The organism is Amycolatopsis sp. FBCC-B4732 (assembly GCF_023008405.1).
In the GTDB taxonomy this organism is placed as follows: Bacteria; Actinomycetota; Actinomycetes; order Mycobacteriales; family Pseudonocardiaceae; genus Amycolatopsis; species Amycolatopsis pretoriensis_A.
Map to the genome: position 1 here is coordinate 4150697 of NZ_CP095376.1, position 17325 is coordinate 4168021.

At 70.8% G+C, this 17325-nt stretch carries 20 protein-coding genes and 2 pseudogenes; 8 read left to right on the plus strand and 14 right to left on the minus strand.

Annotation, left to right across the window (positions count from 1 at the left end):
• Window positions 1-12 precede the first annotated feature (12 nt).
• Window positions 13-519, minus strand: a complete 507-nt coding sequence (locus tag MUY14_RS18085) for a flavodoxin domain-containing protein (protein WP_247024176.1) — start codon at window positions 517-519, stop codon at window positions 13-15.
• Window positions 520-629: 110 nt separating this feature from the next.
• The gene (locus MUY14_RS18090; protein ID WP_247024177.1) at window positions 630-1769 is read right to left on the minus strand and encodes a nitric oxide synthase oxygenase; all 1140 of its coding nucleotides are present in this window, start codon (window positions 1767-1769) and stop codon (window positions 630-632) included.
• Between the two features lie 439 nt (window positions 1770-2208).
• Here MUY14_RS18090 and MUY14_RS18095 point away from each other — a divergent pair, with 439 nt between their 5' ends.
• Entirely contained in the window at window positions 2209-3216 is a 1008-nt protein-coding gene (locus tag MUY14_RS18095; RefSeq protein WP_247024178.1) for a GTP-binding protein, read from the plus strand.
• Between the two features lie 59 nt (window positions 3217-3275).
• The gene (locus MUY14_RS18100; RefSeq protein WP_247024179.1) at window positions 3276-3542 is read left to right on the plus strand and encodes a hypothetical protein; all 267 of its coding nucleotides are present in this window, start codon (window positions 3276-3278) and stop codon (window positions 3540-3542) included.
• A 28-nt stretch (window positions 3543-3570) separates the two neighbouring features.
• Here the strand turns inward: MUY14_RS18100 and MUY14_RS47320 are convergent.
• The 5 genes and pseudogenes from MUY14_RS47320 to MUY14_RS18120 form a co-directional block, all read right to left on the minus strand.
• Window positions 3571-3723, minus strand: a pseudogene (locus tag MUY14_RS47320) (integrase core domain-containing protein); the annotation flags it as partial.
• A pseudogene (locus MUY14_RS47325) lies at window positions 3717-3851 on the minus strand (helix-turn-helix domain-containing protein); the annotation flags it as partial. The pseudogenes MUY14_RS47320 and MUY14_RS47325, both read right to left, overlap by 7 nt.
• Window positions 3852-3885: 34 nt before the next feature.
• Entirely contained in the window at window positions 3886-4332 is a 447-nt protein-coding gene (locus tag MUY14_RS18110) for a GNAT family N-acetyltransferase (RefSeq protein ID WP_247024180.1), read from the minus strand.
• 2 nt (window positions 4333-4334) lie between these two features.
• A complete protein-coding gene (ligD, locus tag MUY14_RS18115; RefSeq protein ID WP_247024181.1) occupies window positions 4335-5339 on the minus strand; it encodes a non-homologous end-joining DNA ligase in 1005 nt (334 codons plus the stop codon).
• Complete coding sequence (locus MUY14_RS18120) at window positions 5336-6415, minus strand: ATP-dependent DNA ligase (protein ID WP_247024182.1); 1080 nt, start codon at window positions 6413-6415, stop codon at window positions 5336-5338. Before MUY14_RS18120 ends, ligD begins: the two co-directional genes overlap by 4 nt.
• 54 nt (window positions 6416-6469) lie before the next feature.
• Here MUY14_RS18120 and MUY14_RS18125 point away from each other — a divergent pair, with 54 nt between their 5' ends.
• Both MUY14_RS18125 and MUY14_RS18130 read left to right on the plus strand, forming a co-directional pair.
• Window positions 6470-6976 (plus strand): DinB family protein, encoded by a 507-nt coding sequence (locus MUY14_RS18125; RefSeq protein ID WP_247024183.1) that lies wholly within the window; start codon window positions 6470-6472, stop codon window positions 6974-6976.
• Window positions 6976-7899 (plus strand): squalene cyclase, encoded by a 924-nt coding sequence (locus tag MUY14_RS18130; RefSeq protein WP_247024184.1) that lies wholly within the window; start codon window positions 6976-6978, stop codon window positions 7897-7899. Before MUY14_RS18125 ends, MUY14_RS18130 begins: the two co-directional genes overlap by 1 nt.
• Here MUY14_RS18130 and MUY14_RS18135 read toward each other — a convergent pair.
• A complete protein-coding gene (locus MUY14_RS18135) occupies window positions 7896-9062 on the minus strand; it encodes a DUF1015 family protein (protein WP_247024185.1) in 1167 nt (388 codons plus the stop codon). The genes MUY14_RS18130 and MUY14_RS18135 overlap by 4 nt on opposite strands.
• 125 nt (window positions 9063-9187) lie before the next feature.
• Here MUY14_RS18135 and MUY14_RS18140 point away from each other — a divergent pair, with 125 nt between their 5' ends.
• Complete coding sequence (locus MUY14_RS18140) at window positions 9188-10705, plus strand: MDR family MFS transporter (protein ID WP_247024186.1); 1518 nt, start codon at window positions 9188-9190, stop codon at window positions 10703-10705.
• Here the strand turns inward: MUY14_RS18140 and MUY14_RS18145 are convergent.
• The 6 genes from MUY14_RS18145 to MUY14_RS18170 form a co-directional block, all read right to left on the minus strand.
• The gene (locus MUY14_RS18145) at window positions 10702-11241 is read right to left on the minus strand and encodes a TetR/AcrR family transcriptional regulator (RefSeq protein ID WP_247024187.1); all 540 of its coding nucleotides are present in this window, start codon (window positions 11239-11241) and stop codon (window positions 10702-10704) included. The two genes, MUY14_RS18140 and MUY14_RS18145, sit on opposite strands and share 4 nt — an antisense overlap.
• A 29-nt stretch (window positions 11242-11270) precedes the next feature.
• Window positions 11271-12152: a TIGR03854 family LLM class F420-dependent oxidoreductase gene (locus MUY14_RS18150; protein WP_247024188.1), complete on the minus strand. Its 882-nt coding sequence runs from the start codon at window positions 12150-12152 to the stop codon at window positions 11271-11273.
• Between the two features lie 70 nt (window positions 12153-12222).
• Window positions 12223-13446, minus strand: coding sequence for a glycosyltransferase family 4 protein (locus tag MUY14_RS18155; RefSeq protein WP_247024189.1), 1224 nt, complete (start codon window positions 13444-13446; stop codon window positions 12223-12225).
• A gap of 14 nt (window positions 13447-13460) precedes the next feature.
• Complete coding sequence (locus MUY14_RS18160) at window positions 13461-13781, minus strand: hypothetical protein (RefSeq protein ID WP_247024190.1); 321 nt, start codon at window positions 13779-13781, stop codon at window positions 13461-13463.
• Window positions 13778-14467: a Crp/Fnr family transcriptional regulator gene (locus MUY14_RS18165; RefSeq protein WP_247024191.1), complete on the minus strand. Its 690-nt coding sequence runs from the start codon at window positions 14465-14467 to the stop codon at window positions 13778-13780. The genes MUY14_RS18160 and MUY14_RS18165 overlap by 4 nt, the downstream gene beginning before the upstream one ends.
• Before the next feature lie 140 nt (window positions 14468-14607).
• A complete protein-coding gene (locus MUY14_RS18170) occupies window positions 14608-15045 on the minus strand; it encodes a MarR family winged helix-turn-helix transcriptional regulator (RefSeq protein WP_247024192.1) in 438 nt (145 codons plus the stop codon).
• An 86-nt stretch (window positions 15046-15131) separates the two neighbouring features.
• Here MUY14_RS18170 and MUY14_RS18175 point away from each other — a divergent pair, with 86 nt between their 5' ends.
• The 3 genes from MUY14_RS18175 to MUY14_RS18185 all read left to right on the plus strand — a co-directional run bounded on the left by MUY14_RS18175 (window position 15132) and on the right by MUY14_RS18185 (window position 17223).
• A complete protein-coding gene (locus tag MUY14_RS18175; RefSeq protein ID WP_247025162.1) occupies window positions 15132-15509 on the plus strand; it encodes a DUF5313 domain-containing protein in 378 nt (125 codons plus the stop codon).
• 16 nt (window positions 15510-15525) lie between these two features.
• The gene (locus tag MUY14_RS18180; protein ID WP_247024193.1) at window positions 15526-16464 is read left to right on the plus strand and encodes an RluA family pseudouridine synthase; all 939 of its coding nucleotides are present in this window, start codon (window positions 15526-15528) and stop codon (window positions 16462-16464) included.
• Window positions 16465-16917: 453 nt separating this feature from the next.
• The gene (locus tag MUY14_RS18185) at window positions 16918-17223 is read left to right on the plus strand and encodes a hypothetical protein (protein WP_247024194.1); all 306 of its coding nucleotides are present in this window, start codon (window positions 16918-16920) and stop codon (window positions 17221-17223) included.
• Window positions 17224-17325 lie beyond the last annotated feature (102 nt).

Consider the following 17325-nt stretch of genomic DNA (forward strand, 5'->3'; position numbering starts at 1 on the left):
TACGGGCAAGGGTCAGAGCGTGACGCGGGTGCGGACGCGGCGGCCGACGTCCCGGGCCCAGGCCTTGATCCGGTCCCAGTCGCGGAAGTCGCCGGCACGGCGGCCGGAAGCCAGCAGCCGCGGGATCAGCCCGTGCACGGTCGCCGGGTCGAGGCGGCCGCCGAAGGTCGCGGTGCGCTCGGCGTCGATGCGCGCGGCGAGCAGCGCCACGTTCGGCGGCAGGCTGACCTGCTGACCGGCGGCGCCCGGGCCGCACGGTCCGCTGTGGAACAGCCACACCGGACGCTCGGCCAGCGCCCGGGCGTTGCGCTCCAGCAACCGGACCGCCTCGGGCCGCCACCGGTGGTAGTACAGGGCGCTGCCGACGATGACCGCGCCGTAGCCGTCGACCCCGGCGACGTCGGCGGCGTCGCGCACGTCCGCGGTCAGGCCGCTCCCGCCGAGCTCGGCCGCGATCACCTCGGCGATCTGCCGGGTTCCGCCGTGGCGCCCGGCGTAGGCGACGAGGACTACGGACATGCCTCCATTGTCGGCCCTGGCGGACCGGGCCGCCCCGCGGGCCGCTCACGATCCGCCATACGGGCGCTCTTACGTTGCTCTTCGTGGGTCCGCGAGCCGCCCGTTCACCCTCAAGGGCTCGCGGGCGGCAAAAACGCCGGGCGCAGCGCCGGATCAGGCTCGTCGTAGTAGCGGTGGAACACCGCCGTCTGCCCGCCGGACACGGGCGGCACGATCCAGCTCCAGTCGGCCGGGCAGCGGCGTCCCGCACGCTCTTCGCGCTCCAGGTGGGCCAGGAAGCGCTGCGACTCAGTGTGGTGGTCGGCGATCGTCACGCCGGCGGCGTCGAACGAGTGCTGGACCGCCAGGGTCAGCTCGACCAGCGCCCGGTCGCGCCACAGCGTGCGCTCGGACGCCGTCGGCAGGCCCATCAGCTCGGCGATGACCGGCAGCAGGTCGTAGCGCTGCTCGTCGGCCAGGTTCCGGGCGCCGATCTCGGTGCCGAGGTACCAGCCGTTGAACGGCGCCGCCGGGTAGGTGACGCCGCCGATCTCCAGCGGCATGTTGCTGATCGCCGGCACGGCGTGCCAGCGCAGGCCGAGGCCGGCGAACCAGCGGTGGTCGGGGTGGGTGAGCGGGACCTCCAGCACGGCGTCCGGGGGCAGCGTGAACAGCCGCGGTTCGCCGGGCAGCGCCTCGACCAGCAGCGGGAGGACGTCGAAGGACCCTCTTCGTTCCGGCGGCCGCCAGCCGAGTCTTCGCACCTGCTCGGTGAACCCGGCGTACCGGGGGTCGCCGAGCACGGAGCCGTCGTCGAGGCGGTACCCGGCGTAGCGGATGAGCTGCTCGTTGTGGATGCGCGGGCCCGGCACGTCCGGGGTGTCCGGCGCGAACACGGTGACGGTCGGGCGGATCCGGCCGCCGCGGGTGGCCTGGCGGAGGTGGGCGACGCATTCGCCGGCGATCGCCGCGGGGTCGGTGACCCGCCGCCGGTCGCGGATGCGGAGGCTGCGCCAGTACAGCCTGCCGATGCAGCGGGCCGAGTTGCGCCACGCGACGCGCGCGCCGTACGCCAGCTCGGCCGCGGTGTGGCGGTAGGTTCCCGTTTCGGCGATTTCCGCGCGGACCGCGGCGAGCCGGTTCTCGAACCGCTCCCCCGCTTCGGCGGCGCCCTCGGCGAACATCCGGTCCAGGAATTCTTCCGCTTCGGCGGAATTGACGCTCTGCTCCTCCGATACGCGCTGTGGGTAAAGCGGCAGCGGTGCCGTCACCCGCTCAGGTGTAACGGTCACCGCACTTCCCCACTCTCCGGAATCGTGTTCCGCAGCCCGACGAAAAGGTTCACCGCTCCTCCGATGGTCGCCGACGACAAGCCGGCCTGGAGGTCCTGCCGCCCCCGGCACCTCCGGCCAGGCGGGGGAGAGTACCCGACGATCCGCGCGGCGCACTCCCCCGATCGTGAATTCCACTCCGCCGGTCCCGGAATGCGGCTTCGGCCAGGGAAAACGCCGGCAAAATAACTGTCACCAAGCGTTATTCGGACATGGCGCAGCGCATTTCCCGTCAATCGATCACAGTGGACAGTGCGGCTTTCGTGATCCTTTCCCGGAAAGGACCGTTCGGCTGTTCGTGCGCTTTCGCCGAACGGCCTTTCCGGGGCGCGGTCCCCCGTGTATCAGCGCGCCCGCGCGCGACGTTAGAGTCGCGGGCATGAGCCGGATTCCCGTGGTCCTCGTCGCCGGGTTCCTCGGCGCGGGCAAGACGACGCTGCTCAACCACCTGCTCGCCAACCGCGAGGGCGCCCGGGTCGGCGTCGTAGTCAACGACTTCGGCCAGGTGAACGTCGACGCGCTCGCGGTCGCCGGCCAGGTCGACACGATGGTTTCGCTGGGCAACGGCTGCCTGTGCTGCGCCGTCGACGCCAGCGGCCTCGACGCGATGCTCACCCGGCTCTCTTCGTCCGAAGCGGGCATCGACGTCATCGTCGTCGAGGCCAGCGGAATCGCCGAGCCCCGCGACCTGATCCGGCTGATGATCGCCAGCGAGAACCCGGACATCCGCTACGGCGGGCTGGCCGAGGTCGTGGACGCGGTGGAGTTCGAAGCCGCCCGGGAGCGCCACCCCGAACTGGCCGACCACCTGCGGCTGGCCGACGTCGTGGTGCTGAACAAGGCCGACCGCGTGTCCGCGGAGGACCTCGCCAAGCTCACCGCGGCCGTCGAAGAGCTGGCGCCGGGCCGCCCGCTGCTGGTCACCGAGCACGGCCGCGTCGACCCGCGGCTGTTCTTCGACCCGGAACCCCGCGGCGAGCGCGTCGGCCAGCTGTCGTTCGACGACCTGCGCGAGGAGCACGACCACTCGCGGCACCTGCACGCGAGCTACCAGACGGTCACGTTCACCGCCGGGACGCCGCTGGCGCCCCGCGCGTTCGTGGACTTCCTGGAGCGCCGCCCACCTGGGCTCTACCGCATGAAGGGCCAGGCCGACTTCGGCATCGACGCCCGCTTCCACCTGCACACGGTCGGCGGCTTCGTCGAGCTGGCGCGGTCGCCGTGGCCCGCGCGGGCACCGCACCGCACCGAGCTGGTGCTGATCGGCGCGGGCCTCGACACCGGCGCCGTCCTGGCCGAGCTGGAGAGCTGCGTGGCCCCCGACCCCGAGGTGGTCGACGAACGCGGCCTGCTGCACATCCTGCGTTACCTCCCCGACCAGGCCTGACACGCCGACGACCGGCAAATGCGCTCCCGCCCCACCCACGGCGACGGACACTGTCGCCCATGACGATCACCGCGGTGAGCGCACCCCGCTGGTACCGGGTCGGCGTGCTGCCCGAAGACGTCCCCCTGGCCCACCTGATGACCCGCTCCGGCGACCTCCGCTACCGCCGCTCGGCGTGCGGCGAGCGCGAATCCCGCAGCTGGAAACCGGTCGACTTGACGACGGCGGAGGTGACGCCCTGCCCGGGCTGCGTCGCAACACTGTCGGGAGCATCGGCGACCGAGGGCGAGGACCGCGGCCAGCTGTCGCTGGACCTCGAGGTCTAGCTGTGCTGCCCCGTGCGGTGGGGGACGCGGCCGGCGGTGGTTTGCCGGCGAGTGAGGTGTGTCCTCGGTGCTGGTTGTAGGTGTGCAACCAGCCCGGTAGTGCTGCTCGACGTTCGGTTTCGGTGCGGTAAGGCCGGCTGTAAGCCCATTCCTCGAGCAGCGTCCGGTTGAACCGCTCAACCGGTAGCGGACGAGGACACGGTGCACGGTCGACGGATTCAGGCCGAGCACGGAGGCGATGCGGGCCGGGCCCCACCGACGCGCGAGCCGGACCTTGATGATTCGTCGCTCGGTCCGGGTGGGTGTCCGTGTCGCACCGATCGCAACCTCCCGGACAGAACAACTAGCCGAGCGCCTTCTCGTAGCAGACCGACTCGGGATCGCTTTCGTGCGGCGGGAAGTTCGGCACCCGGCGGTACCCCGCACGCTCGTACAAACGCATCGCCGCCGGCTGGTGGCGGGCCGTTTCCAGGCGGAGGCGGCGTGCGCCCTGGCCGCGGGCGAGGCGCTCGGACTCCGCCACCAGGGCGCCCGGGACGTCGGTGCCGCGGGCGTCCGGGGCGACGAACAGGCGCTTCAGCTCGGACACGCCCGGCTCGACCGGTTCGACCGCGCAGCAGCCGATCGCGCGGGGGCCGTCGTGGGCCAGGAGGTAGCGGCTCGCCGGGTCCAGCGGGTGGGGCCGGGCGTCCGGGGGCAGGTCGTGGACCACGATCAGCTCGGCCGTCATCGCCGTCATCAAAGCGAGCAGCAGCCCGTCGTCGGCCGGGCACTCCGCGACGGTCGCCACCTTCACGCCTTCTTCGCCCGGCTCGGCGCCACGCGCGGCGGCTCGTTGGGCATCTTCGGGTAGACCGGCGGCCACGGCGCGTCCATCAGCCCGTTCGCCAGGTCCGCTTCGGACATCGCCAGCAGCGGCTCGATCGACTGCGGCCGCTCCCCCGCGCCGGCCCACGGATCCCCGCGCTCGGCCACGCGCGCGGGCACCGTGCTCAGCGTGAGCTCGTCCGGCTCCACGGTGTCCAGTTCGTCCCAGCCGATCGGCGTGGACACCTGCCCGCCCACCCGCGGGCGCACGCACCAGGTGCCGAACACGGTCTTGTGCGGCGCGTTCTGGTTGAAGTCGACGAACACGCGCGAGCCGCGTTCCTCCTTCCACCACTGCGCGGTGATCTTCTCCGGGTGACGGCGTTCGAGCGCCCGCGCCAGCGCGACCGCCGCGGCCCGCACCTGGAAGCTGTCCCAGCGCGGTTCGAGCAGCACGTACAGGTGCAGACCCCGCGAACCGGACGTCTTCAGGTGGCCTTCGATGCCGTGCCCGGCCAAGAACTCCCGGGTCAGCACGGCGGCCTCGCGCAGGTCGTCGAAACCGATGCCGGGCGACGGATCCAGGTCGATGCGCAGCTCGTCGGCGACCTCCGGCGTGTCCGCCAGGTACGGCCACACGTGGAAGCCGAGGCAGCCGAGGTTCACCGCCCACAGGATGTGCGCGAGGTCCTTCGCCACCAGCGCGTCGCTCGTCGTGCCGTTCGGCGTCGAGACGACGGTGGTGCTCAGCCACGGCGGCGCGCCCTTCGGCACGCGTTTCTGGAACCAGTTCTTGCCACCGGCACCGTCCGGGTAGCGCTCCAGCAGCAGCGGGCGCCCGCCGAGCCGGGCCAGCAGCGGGCCGGAGATCGCGCGGTAGTACTCGACGAGGTCGAGCTTCGTCTCGCCGCGCTCCGGGAAGTAGACCTTGTCCGGGCTGCTGATCTTGACCTCGACGCCGTCGACGTCCAGCAGCACCGCCTCGCTCATCGCGCCTCCCCGAACAGCTTGGCGAGCTCGGCGGGCGGCGCCTCGTCGAGCTGGGCGTACGTGCACGACTCCGGCGTGCGGTCGGGCCGGAACCGGACCAGCCGCCCGCCGTGGCGGAACCGGCCGCCCTGCAGGTGCTCGTAGCGGACCTCCGCCACCCATTCGGGCCGCAGCGGCTCCCAGGAGAGGTCCTTCTGCGGCGCCCAGCGGCTCATCGCGCCCGGCTGCCGGCCGGGCTCGGGTTCGTACTCGGCCCAGGACCGCCACGGGTGGTTCTCGAGCGCGTTTTCCCGCAGCGGCGCCAGCTCGTCGACCAGCTCGGCCCGCCGCGCCTTGGTGAAGCTGCTGGCCACGCCGACGTGGTGCAGCACACCCTCGCCGTCGAACAGCCCCAGCAGCAGCGAACCGACGCCGGCGCCGTCCTTGTGCCAGCGGAACCCGGTCACGACGCAGTCGGCCGTGCGCTCGTGCTTGACCTTCAGCATCACCCGCTTGTCCTGCTCGTACGGCAGGTCCGCGGGCTTGGCCATGACGCCGTCGAAGCCCGCGCCCTCGAACCGGGTGAACCAGTCCTCGGCCTGCGCCGGGTCGTCGCTCAGCGGGGTCAGGTGGACGCGCTGCAGCCCTTCGGCGTCGGTGCGCAGGATGCTCTCCAGCCGCGCGCGCCGCTCGCGGAACGGCTCGCCGGTGAGGTCGGTGTCGCCGAGGGCGAGCAGGTCGAACGCGACGAAGCTGGCCGGCGTCTCCTCGGCGAGCTTGCGCACGCGCGAGGCCGCCGGGTGCAGCCGCAGCTGCAGCGCCTCGAAGTCCAGCCCCGCGGGGGTGACCAGCACGATCTCGCCGTCCACGACGCAGCGGGGCGGCAGCGCGGCGGCCAGCAGCTCGACCAGCTCGGGGAAGTAGCGGGTCAGCGGGCGGTCGTTGCGCGAACCCAGCTCGATCTCGTCGCCGTCGCGGAACACGACGCAGCGGAAACCGTCCCACTTGGGCTCGAACAGCAGCCCCGGGTCACGAGGCACCTCGTGCACGGCTTTCGCGAGCATCGGCCGCACCGGCGGCATCACGGGCAAGTCCACCGCGCGAGCTTAAAACACAGGTACGACATTTCTGAGCGTGATACACACTGACTCGTGACCACCGAACGCCCAGAACCGCCCCTGACCGGGGGCGAGCGCGAAATGCTGCGCACCTTCCTCGACTTCCACCGCGCCACCCTCGCGATGAAGTGCGACGGACTGTCCGACGAGGACCTCCGCCGCGCCGCCAGCCCACCGTCGACGCTGTCGCTGCTCGGCCTGGTCCGGCACATGGCCGAAGTGGAGCGCACCTGGTTCCGGCGCGTGATCAACGCCGAAGACATCCCGCTGCGGTGGTCGGCCGAAGGCGACTTCCAGGCCGCCTACGACGCGAGCTCCTCGACGCGCGAGGAAGTCTTCGAAGCGTGGCAGACCGAAGTGGAGCACTCCCGCAAGATCGAAGCGGCGGCCGAGTCGCTCGACGTCACCGGGTACCAGGCCCGCTGGGGCGAGGACGTCTCGCTGCGGCTGGTGATGCTGCACATGATCCACGAGTACGCCCGCCACAACGGCCACGCGGACTTCATCCGGGAAGCCGTCGACGGCGTCACGGGAGCCTGATGGACGTGCTCGCGTGGCTGCTCGACTCGGACCCGGCGCTGCGCTGGCAGGTCGAGCGCGACCTCGCGGGCACCCCACCCGAGATCTGGGAGGCGACGCGCGCCCGCGTCGCGACGGAAGGGTTCGGCGCGCGCCTGCTGGCGGCGCAGGACCCCGACGGCCAGTGGGCGGGCGGCGCGTTCTTTCCAGCCGGCTTCCGCGGTGACGAACCGCAACCGTGGACCGCGACGACGTGGTCGCTGAACGCCCTGCGCGAATGGGGTCTCGACGCCGCGGTCCTGAGCGGCACGGCCGGGCTGCTGGCCGCGAACAGCCGCTGGGAGTACGACGACCTGCCGTATTGGGACGGCGAAGTCGACTGCTGCATCAACGCGTGGACGCTGGCCAACGGCGTGTGGCTGGGCGCGGACGTCGCCGGCATCGCCGACTGGTTCGCCCGACACCGGCTGCCGGACGGCGGCTGGAACTGCGAGTGGGTCGAGGGGTCGACGCGCTCGTCCGTCCACTCGACACTCAACTCGCTCAAAGGCCTGCTGGCGCACGAAACCGCGACCGGTGGCACCGCGGAAACCCGCGAAGCCCGCCGCCTCGGCGAGGAGTACCTCCTGGAACGCGGGCTGTTCCGGCGGCGGTCGACGGGTGCGCCGCTCGCGCCGTGGGTGCGCGAATTCGGCTACCCGATGCGCTGGCACTACGACGTCCTCAACGCCGCTTCGTACTTCCGCGACGCGGGGCGCCCGGACGAGCGGCTGGCGGCGGCGATCGAGCTGATCCGCGCGGCCCGTCAGCCGGACGGCACGTGGCTCCAGCAGCGCACCGACGCCGGCCGCGTGTGGTTCCCGGTGGACGTCCCGGCCGGGCAGCCGTCGAAGTGGCTGACGTTCTTCGCGACCCGCGTCCTGGACTGGTGGGACGCCCGCTAGAGCTCCGCGAGCAGGAGCCCGCTGCGCGGCTTCGGCGTGAAGTAGGTGGCCTTGCGCGGCATCCGGCGGCCCGCCGCGTGCACCGCGAGGACGTCGGCGTGGCTCACCGGCGCCAGCAGGACCACCGCGTCGGCGTCCGGCGGCACCGGGCGGCCGTCCGGGAGCGGGTGCGTGCACGGGCCGTCGGGATCGATCCCGAGCGCGTCGGCGAAGAGGATCCGCTCGACGATCTCGTGGTCGATCACCGGTCCCGGCCCGGCGAAGCCCGTCCGCGGCAGCGGGACCCGCAGCACCGCGTTGCCCGCGCGTACGACGGCCTCGCCGGTGACCGGCACGGCGTGCTCGTCGTAGCGGACGTCCAGGCCCGCCGCGGACCAGCGCGACACCAGGTCCTCCGGGCCGAAGCCGGTGCCGGTGAGCACCCGGTGGATCGCGCCGATCCGCAGCGACGGACCCGCGGTGACCAGGGCGAGCAGCCCGCCGTGCCCGGCCGCCGTGGCCGCGGCCACGCGGTGGTTGCCGTCGGCGACCAGCAGTTCGGCGGCACCGGCCGCGCCGAGCAGGCGGCGCTGCAGCGGCCCGGCGGGCACCACCCACAGGTCGTGCCGCCGCCCGGCCGCGTCCGAAGTGGACAGATCGGGCAGGCCGAGCGCGCCGCACGCGCGCGTCACCTCTTCGGTCAGCAGCTCGCCGGCGGCGGCCGGGACGAGCAGCGCCGCGCTGGTCGCGCAGCCCAGCCCGGCGAGCACGGCGGCCCGCTCGGCGACGACGTCGGGGTAGACGTCCTCGGTGTGCCGGACCCGGGCGGTGCCCTCGTCGGTCACCGCGGCCGGGTCGACCAGGCAGAGCAGGCCCAGCGCGACACCGTCCGGCCCTTCGATCCGGTACGGCGCGACGACGTCCCGCACCGGCCGGTAAGCCCGCTTGCGGAGCCGTTCGAGCGCCGCGCGGGCGATCGGCACGGCGGCGGCCAGGTCGAGGCCGCGCGCCAGCGCCGCGGGCGTGCGCGCGGGGTGCTGCACGGCCAGCAGCGTGTCCCCCGCGCCGGGCTTGGCCAGCGCGTAGGCCACCCGGTCGGGCTCGGCGAACTCGTCGACGTCGGGGCCGGGGACCTCGTCGCGGACCACCCAGCCCCGGCCGATCGGCCGGATCCAGTCGTTCATCCCTCCCATCTTCCGCGAAGAGGCCGAAGACGGAAATTCACTGGGTGCGCCGCCCCGTCGATGGAATGCTTAGGACTGCAAAGCAGTTGACCCCGGTCATGACCGTCCCGAGGAGCAGCCCGCCGATGACGACACCCGCCGCCACCAGCGTGAAGGGGGTCGGCTTCCGATCCGAACGCGGCCCGGTGCTGGTCGCCGTCATGCTCAGCACCGCGCTGGTCGCGCTGGACAGCACGATCATCGCGACCGCGGTGCCCTCGGTGGTGCGCGACCTCGGCGGGTTTTCGCAGTTCCCGTGGCTGTTCTCGATCTACCTGCTCACCCAGGCCGTCACGGTGCCGCTCTACGGCAAGTTCGCCGACGTCCTCGGCCGGCGCCCGGTGATGTTCTTCGGGATCGCGGCGTTCCTCGTCGGCTCGGTGCTGTGCGGCGCTGCGTGGAGCATGCCGGTGCTGATCGCCGCCCGCGCGGTGCAGGGAATCGGCGCGGGCGCGATCCAGCCGATGTCGATGACGATCATCGGCGACCTCTACACGGTGGAGGAACGCGCCAGGGTGCAGGGCTACGTCGCCAGCGTCTGGGGCGTCGCGTCAGTGGTCGGCCCGACGCTGGGCGGCGTGTTCGCCGAGTACCTGGACTGGCGGTGGATCTTCTTCGTCAACCTGCCGCTGGGCGCGATCGCCGCGCTGATGCTGCACCGCAACTTCGCCGAGCGGGTGGAGCGCAAGCCGCACAAGGTCGACTACACCGGCGCCGCGCTGCTCACCGTCGGCTGCTCGCTGGTGATCCTGGCCCTGCTCGAAGGCGGCGTCGCGTGGGCGTGGGGTTCGCTGCCGAGCGTGGGGATCTTCGCCGCGGGCGCGGCGCTGCTGGTCGCGTTCGTGCTGGTGGAGAAGCACGCGGCCGAGCCGGTGCTGCCGCTGTGGGTGTTCACCCGGCGGACCCTGGTCGGCGGCAACCTGGTCGCGGTCGTGGTCGGCGCGGTCCTGATGGGCCTGACGTCGTACCTGCCGACGTACGCGCAGGGCGTGCTGGGCGCGGGCGCGCTGGTGGCCGGGTTCGCGGTGGCGGCGCTGACGGTCGGCTGGCCGATCTCGGCGTCCCTGGCCGGCAAGATCTACCTGCGCATCGGCTTCCGCGACACGGCGCTGATCGGCAGCGTGTTCATCATCGCGGGCGGCGTGCTGGTGGCGATGCTCGGCGCGACGTCGTCGATCTGGGCGGCGGCGACCGCGGCGTTCGTCCTCGGCATCGGCCTCGGCCTGGCGGCGAGCCCGACCCTGGTGGCAATTCAGTCGGTGGTCGGCTGGGACCGCCGCGGCGTGGTGACGGCGACGAACCTGTTCAGCCGGTCGTTGGGCAGCGCGGTCGGCGCGGCGGTGTTCGGCGCGATCGCCAACGCGACACTGGCTTTCCGGTTCGCGAACCCGCCGGCGGAAGTGGCGGGCAAGCTGCCGCCGTCGGTGGACGCGACGAGCCTGGTGCTGGGCGGGCACACCGACGACTCCCCGGTGGCGAGGTTCGTCCGGGGCGCGCTGAGCGACGCGACCCACTACGTGTTCGTGGGCCTGCTTGCGGTGGCGGTGCTGTCGGTGGTGGCGCTGCTGCTGATGCCGCGCAAGACCGAGCAGCTGGAGTTCTAGGCGCGCCCGAGCAGCGCGAGGATCCCCTCGATCGCCTGCTCGAACGGCTCGGTGCTGTCGGCGGCCCTGGCAAGGACGTAACCGCCTTGCAGGGTCGCCACGACGGCCGCCGCGGTCGCCGCCGGGTCGAGGCCGCCGTCGTCCTCGGCCACCACCTCGGCGAGCCGGGTGCGCAGCCAGGAGAAGGTCTCTCCGACCGGCTCCCGGAGGGCGGGCGCGGCCATCACGTCCGGGTCCTGCGTCAGGCGGCCGACCGGGCAGCCCTTCAAAACGTCGCGCTCACGGCGGAGGTACGCCGCGATGCGCTCGAGCGGCGCGCCGGGCCCGGACAGCTGCGCTTCGGCGGCGGCGCGCATCTCCTCGGCGGTGCGGTCGATGGCCGCGCGCGCCAGCTCCTCCTTACCGGCGAAGTGGTGGTACATGCTGCCCTGGCCGGCGCCGGCGAGCCGCTGGATGGTCTTCGGGCTGGTCCCGACGTAACCGCGCTCCCACAGCAGCGTGCGGGTGCTTTCGATGAGACGTTCCCTCGTGTCCACGAAACTCAGTGTACCTACCAGTAGGTACATCAGTTCTGCAGCGGCATGAGCTCCGCCTGGAAGTTCGCCAGGAACTCGTCGAAGTCGCCGTGGCCGGGCCGGATGACGAACTTCGACAGCCCGGCCTCGATGTGCTGCTCCACCAGCCGGCGCGCCTCGGGCCAGCTCGTCGCCACCAGGTCGGTGACCGGCACGCCGGGACGCCGCTTGGCCGCCGCGGCGATCAGCTCGTCCGGCAGCCCCTTGTCGGCCACGGCCAGGCTGAGCCCGAAGTGGTCCGCTTCGATCTCCCGGCCCGCCTCCGCCGCGGCTTCCTGGATCGCGATGCGGGCGTCGCGCGCCTGGGCCGGCGTGTGGAAGCTGCCGAGCCACCCGTCGGCGAGCCGTCCCGTGCGGCGCAGGGCGGCCGGCGCCGCTCCCCCGAGCCAGACGTCGAGCCGCTTGGCCGGGCGCGGCCCGAGGTGGACGCCGTCGACGTGGAAGAACTCGCCGTCGAAGGAGACTTCGTCCTCTTCGAGCAGCCGCCGCAGCAGGGTCAGCGACTCGTCGAAGACGGCGGCCCGGCGCCCGGCGGGCACCGGGAAGAGGTCGTGCTCGGCGGCGCGGGCCGGGCGCAGCCCGAAGACCGGCAGCACCCGCTTGGGCGCCAGGCCGGCCAGGGTGAGCAGCTGCTTCGCGACGAGCACCGGGTGCCGGCCCGGCAGGATCGCCACACCGGTGCCGACCTTGAGCTTCGCGGTCGTCGCGAGCGCGTGCGTCATGCCGATGAGGGGGTCGACTTCGGGTGAGTAGACGAGTTCCGACAGCCAGAGCGAGTCGACGCCGGCGTCCTCCAGCCGCCGCGCCAGCCCGGCGAACTCGCCGGGTCCCGTTCCCGCCGCCGGTGCGACGCCCAGCCTGATCTTCAGCACACTGCCCCCTGACGACTCGGCCCCCTCGAATACAACGTCCGTGACGGCACCGCATTCCGGAGACCGGACTTCAGGCCTGCACCGGAACACCCGCAGCCACAACGCTCTCGATCAAGGTACGCGCGGTGTTCTCCCACGTGAGGATCCCGCCGAGTTTCGCCCGCACATCGTGGACGTACGCGAACGCCGCGGGGAGGTCGGCGAACACCCGTTGAATCGCGTCCTTCCACCGATCGACGTCCCTGCCGTCGTCCTTGACTGGCACGATCATCGGTTCCGCAGCCACCTCGAGGTGGCTGCGGAGCGTCTCGGCAACCCCGCTCTTACTGCTGAGCAGCACGGGTGTCCCGTATCCGATGGCCTCCAGCCCCACCAATCCGAAGCCTTCGACGCGCGAAGGCATCAAGCAGAGCGCTGCACGCCGGAAGTCACGGGCGACTTCTTCGGGATCGCAGGTGAACGGCCGAACGTCCAGGAGATCACGGGCAATGCCATACGCCTTGACGAAGTTTTCGCGCACCTCGTCGCAATGCCCGGCTTCGGCACCCCGGATCAGCAGTTCGGGGACGGGGGTACCAGCTGGGACGACGACGTCTTTGATCGCCTTCGCCGCGATGTCCAGGCCCTTCGGGCGCAAGTGGCGTGCTCGGGACAGGACGGCGACCGTTCGGTTCACCGGCACGTTCCGCCTGCGCAGCGGATGCTGCTCGGGGACAGTCATCCCCGGGTCGAGCTGAACCACGTTCGTGCCACCGAAGCCGTCCCCGACGATCCCATCGAGGCGACGTGCCAGCAGCGGGCCCACCGCTGCCACGACATCGGCGTCGGCGGCGATTCGTCGGGTCTGGCGCTCGCATTCTTCGGTTCGAGTCCATGCCGCGTCGGGCCGCTTCTGCGGCTCGTTCTGCGCGTGCGGCGTGTGCATGATGTGGACGAGCTTCGCTCCTGGGAAGAAGTGCTTCGCATAGGTCCACGCGGCCGGGCCGGAGACAAGATCGTGCCCGACGACGACATCGGGCGGCGCCGCGGCGATCGCCGCGGGCAAGAGGAGCAGCTCCGGCCCGCCTGGAGTGACCACCGCGGGCACTAGCTCGACGCCACGAGCGGCGGCGTCCTCGAGTTCCCGGTCCGAAGCCCGGCGGACAAGACAGCGGGTCGGGTGACCTTCCTTGGCCAGCATGATTGCCAGCATGCGGTTGAAGGTCGTGATCCCGCCCCGGGTCGGCGACCACTCGTCACAGATCAGCAAGAAGCTGTCTTTGGCCGCCCGCCCAGCGGGAATCCTGTCCGACATCTCGTCACCCCCGGTCAGATGCCGTGGAGCCGCTGGTACTTGTCGAGGATCTCGTGAGTCTTGCCCTGCATCCGCGTATCGGTGCGAGACCGCACGGCTTCGGCTACCTCGGTCGGATCGAGCCCCATCCAACGGAGGCAATTCAGACCGATGCTGACGACGTCGACCGCCTCTCGCACGGCTGCATCACGATCGCCCGCCGCGAGGTGTTCACGCATTTCCTCGAATTGAATCTCGATCGACCGCTCGAAGTGCCCGAGGGGCTTGGCCTTCAGTTCCTCGTCCACCGCGTCCCACGCCCGCCACATCGCCTGGAACGGCCCGAGCTCGCTCATCCTTGCTTCCACCGATCGTCCGAGGAGAGCCGCCGCAGGGCCTCCAAATCGTGCAGCACAATGCGCCTCCGCGCTGTGCTGAGCAGTTTCTGTTCGCGGAACCGCCGCAGCTCGATGGCCACGGCGTCCCGTGATGCGCCGATGCGGGCAGCCAGATCCGACTGCGACAGCGTCGTTTCGATGACCCAGCCGTCGTCGACGTGCCTGCCGACCTCTTTCGCCAGATGCAACAGCCAATCAGCCAGCCGGCCCTTGACGTCCAGATGAGCCAGCAGGACCTGCTGGCTCATCTGGCGTCGACGCTGCACGACTGTCCGGTACATCAGCGGCCAGAGGTGTTGTTGCTCGACGAACTCGAAGAGTTGCTCGGCGGAGATGTCGACCCCTGAGACGTCTGTAATGGTGGTAACCGTCGCCGAACGTGGCTCGTCCATCAAGGCACCTTCGTCACCCATCACTTCGCCTGGTCCGAAAATGCCGAGAATCACCTCGGCGCCCCCGGCGGCCTTCCGGGTGATCTTGAGGTGCCCTTCCTGGATGATCAGCACCGACCTCGACGGCTGCCCCTCCCAAAAGATCGTCTCTCCGGCCGGGAAGCGGACTGGGCTACCCAGCCCTTCGAGTGCCGCGCGCTGACGGTCGTCCAGGATGCTCATGATCCGGACCGAACTGTCGTCGACAACCATCGGGAGAGTGTACTGGTCTACATTCACTCAGGGGAAGTTCGACAGTACTGTTCCAAACAATTCTCATCCAGAAGCGGAACACTCCACTGGATCGTGGGTAGGACCCGGCAGTCGAGCGAACAATCGTCAAGCAGCCTTCCTCAGGCGGTCGCGCTGATCACCCGGCTCAGCGCGGCGTGCAGCGCCTCCAGCTCCGGCAGGTCCATCCCGAGGGTCTCGACGACCTTGTACGGGATCTTCTCCGCCTCCGCCCGCAACGCGCGCCCCTGCTCCGTCAGCTCGACGGTCAGCTGCCGCTCGTCCGCCCGGCTCCGCGCCCGCGTCACGTACCCCAGTGCCTCCAGCCGCTTCAGCAGCGGGGACAGCGTCGCGGGCTCGTGGCGCAGCGACGCGCCGAGGTCCTTCACCGAGCGCGGCGAGCGTTCCCATAGCGCCAGCATCACCAGGTACTGCGGGTGGGTCAGGCCGTACGGCTCGAGCAGCGGCCGGTAGATCGCGATCACGCTGCGCGAAGCCACCGACAGCGCGAAACACACCTGCCGGTCCAGCTTCAGCGGGTCCTCACCCAGGTCGATCATGTCCCCGATCCTACTGTGTCGCCGATCGCGCTAATGATTAGTGCACTAAGCATTAGTGTACTATGGAACTCATGGAACGACCGAGTGTGCTCCGCTGGTTCGGCTACGCCGTGGGCGTCCGGCTTCCCGCGCGCCTCAACGACTGGGCCCTGCACGACGCGACGTCGAAGCACTGGCGGGCGCGGTACGTCCTGCAGCGGTCGGTCGGCATCCTGCCGCTGTGCGCGGTGTGGCTGCTGCTGCCCGGCTCGATCTGGCTGCGGCTCTCACTGGTCCTCATGGCCGCGCTCGTCGCGTACTTCTACTCCTGCGCGTACATGGAGGAGAGCGTCGAGCACCGGCTCGGCCGGCAGGGCTTCCCGCACAACACCGGACGCCGCCTGCGCGCCGAAGCCGCCGAGGAGAAGAACGCCGAGGCGACCGCCCGCTACCTCGCGCGCTACCGGACCCCCTCGGAGGGTTAGTTAGAGTCCGGGGACCATGAGACGCAAGCTCCGGCCCCCGATCCCGCCGCGCCACGGGCTGGACCCCGCCCGGCTGAAGCTCCCCGACGAGGGCGGGTGGCCGACCCTGCTGGCGCACCTCGTCGACCGGCTGCCCCGGGTCGCGCCCGGCCGCATCGAGGAAATGCTGCGCGAGGAGCGCATCCACGGCCTCGACGGCCCGCTCGGCGTCGACACGCCGTTCGAGCCCGGCTCGTTCATCTGGTTCCACCGCGACCTGCCGGACGAGGTGCCGGTCCCGTTCGAGATCCGTGTCGTGCACCGCGACGAGCACCTGCTGGTCGTCGACAAGCCGCACTTCCTGGCGACCATCCCGCGCGGGCAGCACATCCTGGAGACGGCGCTCGTGCGCTTGCGGCGCGAGCTGGACCTCCCGCAGCTCTCCCCCGCGCACCGGCTCGACCGGGTCACCGCCGGCCTGGTGATGTTCGTGATCACGCCGGAGCTGCGCGGCAAGTACCAGACGCTGTTCCGCGACCGCCGCGTGCACAAGGAGTACGAGGCGATCGCCCCGTACGACGCGACCCTGGAGCTGCCGCGGACGGTCCGGAGCCGGATCGTCAAGGAGCGCGGGGTGCTCGCCGCGCGCGAGGAGCCGGGCGAGCCGAACGCGGAGACGTACGTCGAACTGGCCGAGCACCGCGACGGTCTGGGCCGCTACCGGCTCCGGCCCTCGACCGGCCGCACGCACCAGCTGCGCGTCCACCTCAGCGGCCTCGGCATCCCCATCCTCGGCGACGACTTCTACCCGCAACTGCGGGAAAAGCCCCTCGGCGACTTCACGAAACCGTTGCAGCTGCTGGCGAAGGTGCTCGCGTTCGACGACCCGGTCACCGGGACACCCCACCGCTTCACCAGCGGCCTGCGGCTGTCCGCGTGGGACGACCTCGCCGCGTGGGCGGCACCCCCGGCGTGACCCGGGAGCAATCAGAGCGCCGCCAGACGGACGCATGGCGCGTCCCAATACGCTATTCCGATCATTTTCAATGAGGACTAGCATTCGATGCGGATCGAATATCGAAGGAGGCTTGAGCAGCAATCCGAACGCGAGAATAGATCTCGAACAACCAAGGATTTGTTCGATAGATCACGCTAGCGATCCACATTGATCGGAGGCGCATGCGAAACAAAGGAAGACTGACTTCGGTCGCACCTTCGCTGCACGGTGACGTGTCATTGATGACAGTGACGCCAAGCGTCCGACCGTCGATCGACACATCATCCGACATCATCGTTCGACAAGTGGAACCCGTTGCGGTTCCGGTCATCGACGACTCTCCCCCCTTCATAACGACGATCAAGCCGCCGAGACCGACCCGCGAGAACGAAGGGCCGTTCAACATATTCAAAACAAAGTGAGGACGCAGCGATGCCACGCCCCGACGACGCGCCGGCCAGCGCCAAATCCGCAACCCTGAACTCGTGGGAAGCAGCAACTTTCCCGACGTGGACATTCTGGGGACGGACCACGGTTCACGTCTACAACACCGGTAACACGGGAGACACCGTGAGCTTCCAGGCAGGAGCCGCCCAGCCCGCGTACGTCTACATCGACCAAGGAGAAGATCACCGCGAGTACGGATTCTGGGCCGGGTTCCCGATGACCGTTACGAACGCAACACAGCGAGACGCGGCGAACAGCCAGGAGCCGCAAATCGAGGTATGGGCCTGGTAGCGGTGGTGGCCTTGAACCACAGCCATCCGGTCCCGTTCGATCGACGCTGACCGCGGGACACAGCCGACGGGATCTTCGAACCGCACACGCCGAGAGCGGCAC

What these genes read in the sequence shown, in the direction of transcription:
- MUY14_RS18185 (WP_247024194.1), top strand. Translation starts at nt 16,918, where the DNA reads ATGCCACGCCCCGACGACGCGCCGGCCAGCGCCAAATCCGCAACCCTG.
- MUY14_RS18155 (WP_247024189.1), bottom strand. Translation starts at nt 13,446, where the DNA reads ATGTCGGACAGGATTCCCGCTGGGCGGGCGGCCAAAGACAGCTTCTTG.
- MUY14_RS18100 (WP_247024179.1), top strand. Translation starts at nt 3,276, where the DNA reads ATGACGATCACCGCGGTGAGCGCACCCCGCTGGTACCGGGTCGGCGTG.
- MUY14_RS18170 (WP_247024192.1), bottom strand. Translation starts at nt 15,045, where the DNA reads ATGATCGACCTGGGTGAGGACCCGCTGAAGCTGGACCGGCAGGTGTGT.
- MUY14_RS18130 (WP_247024184.1), top strand. Translation starts at nt 6,976, where the DNA reads ATGGACGTGCTCGCGTGGCTGCTCGACTCGGACCCGGCGCTGCGCTGG.
- MUY14_RS18180 (WP_247024193.1), top strand. Translation starts at nt 15,526, where the DNA reads ATGAGACGCAAGCTCCGGCCCCCGATCCCGCCGCGCCACGGGCTGGAC.
- MUY14_RS18085 (WP_247024176.1), bottom strand. Translation starts at nt 519, where the DNA reads ATGTCCGTAGTCCTCGTCGCCTACGCCGGGCGCCACGGCGGAACCCGG.
- MUY14_RS18095 (WP_247024178.1), top strand. Translation starts at nt 2,209, where the DNA reads ATGAGCCGGATTCCCGTGGTCCTCGTCGCCGGGTTCCTCGGCGCGGGC.
- MUY14_RS18140 (WP_247024186.1), top strand. Translation starts at nt 9,188, where the DNA reads ATGACGACACCCGCCGCCACCAGCGTGAAGGGGGTCGGCTTCCGATCC.
- MUY14_RS18135 (WP_247024185.1), bottom strand. Translation starts at nt 9,062, where the DNA reads ATGAACGACTGGATCCGGCCGATCGGCCGGGGCTGGGTGGTCCGCGAC.
- ligD (WP_247024181.1), bottom strand. Translation starts at nt 5,339, where the DNA reads ATGAGCGAGGCGGTGCTGCTGGACGTCGACGGCGTCGAGGTCAAGATC.
- MUY14_RS18160 (WP_247024190.1), bottom strand. Translation starts at nt 13,781, where the DNA reads ATGAGCGAGCTCGGGCCGTTCCAGGCGATGTGGCGGGCGTGGGACGCG.
- MUY14_RS18165 (WP_247024191.1), bottom strand. Translation starts at nt 14,467, where the DNA reads ATGGTTGTCGACGACAGTTCGGTCCGGATCATGAGCATCCTGGACGAC.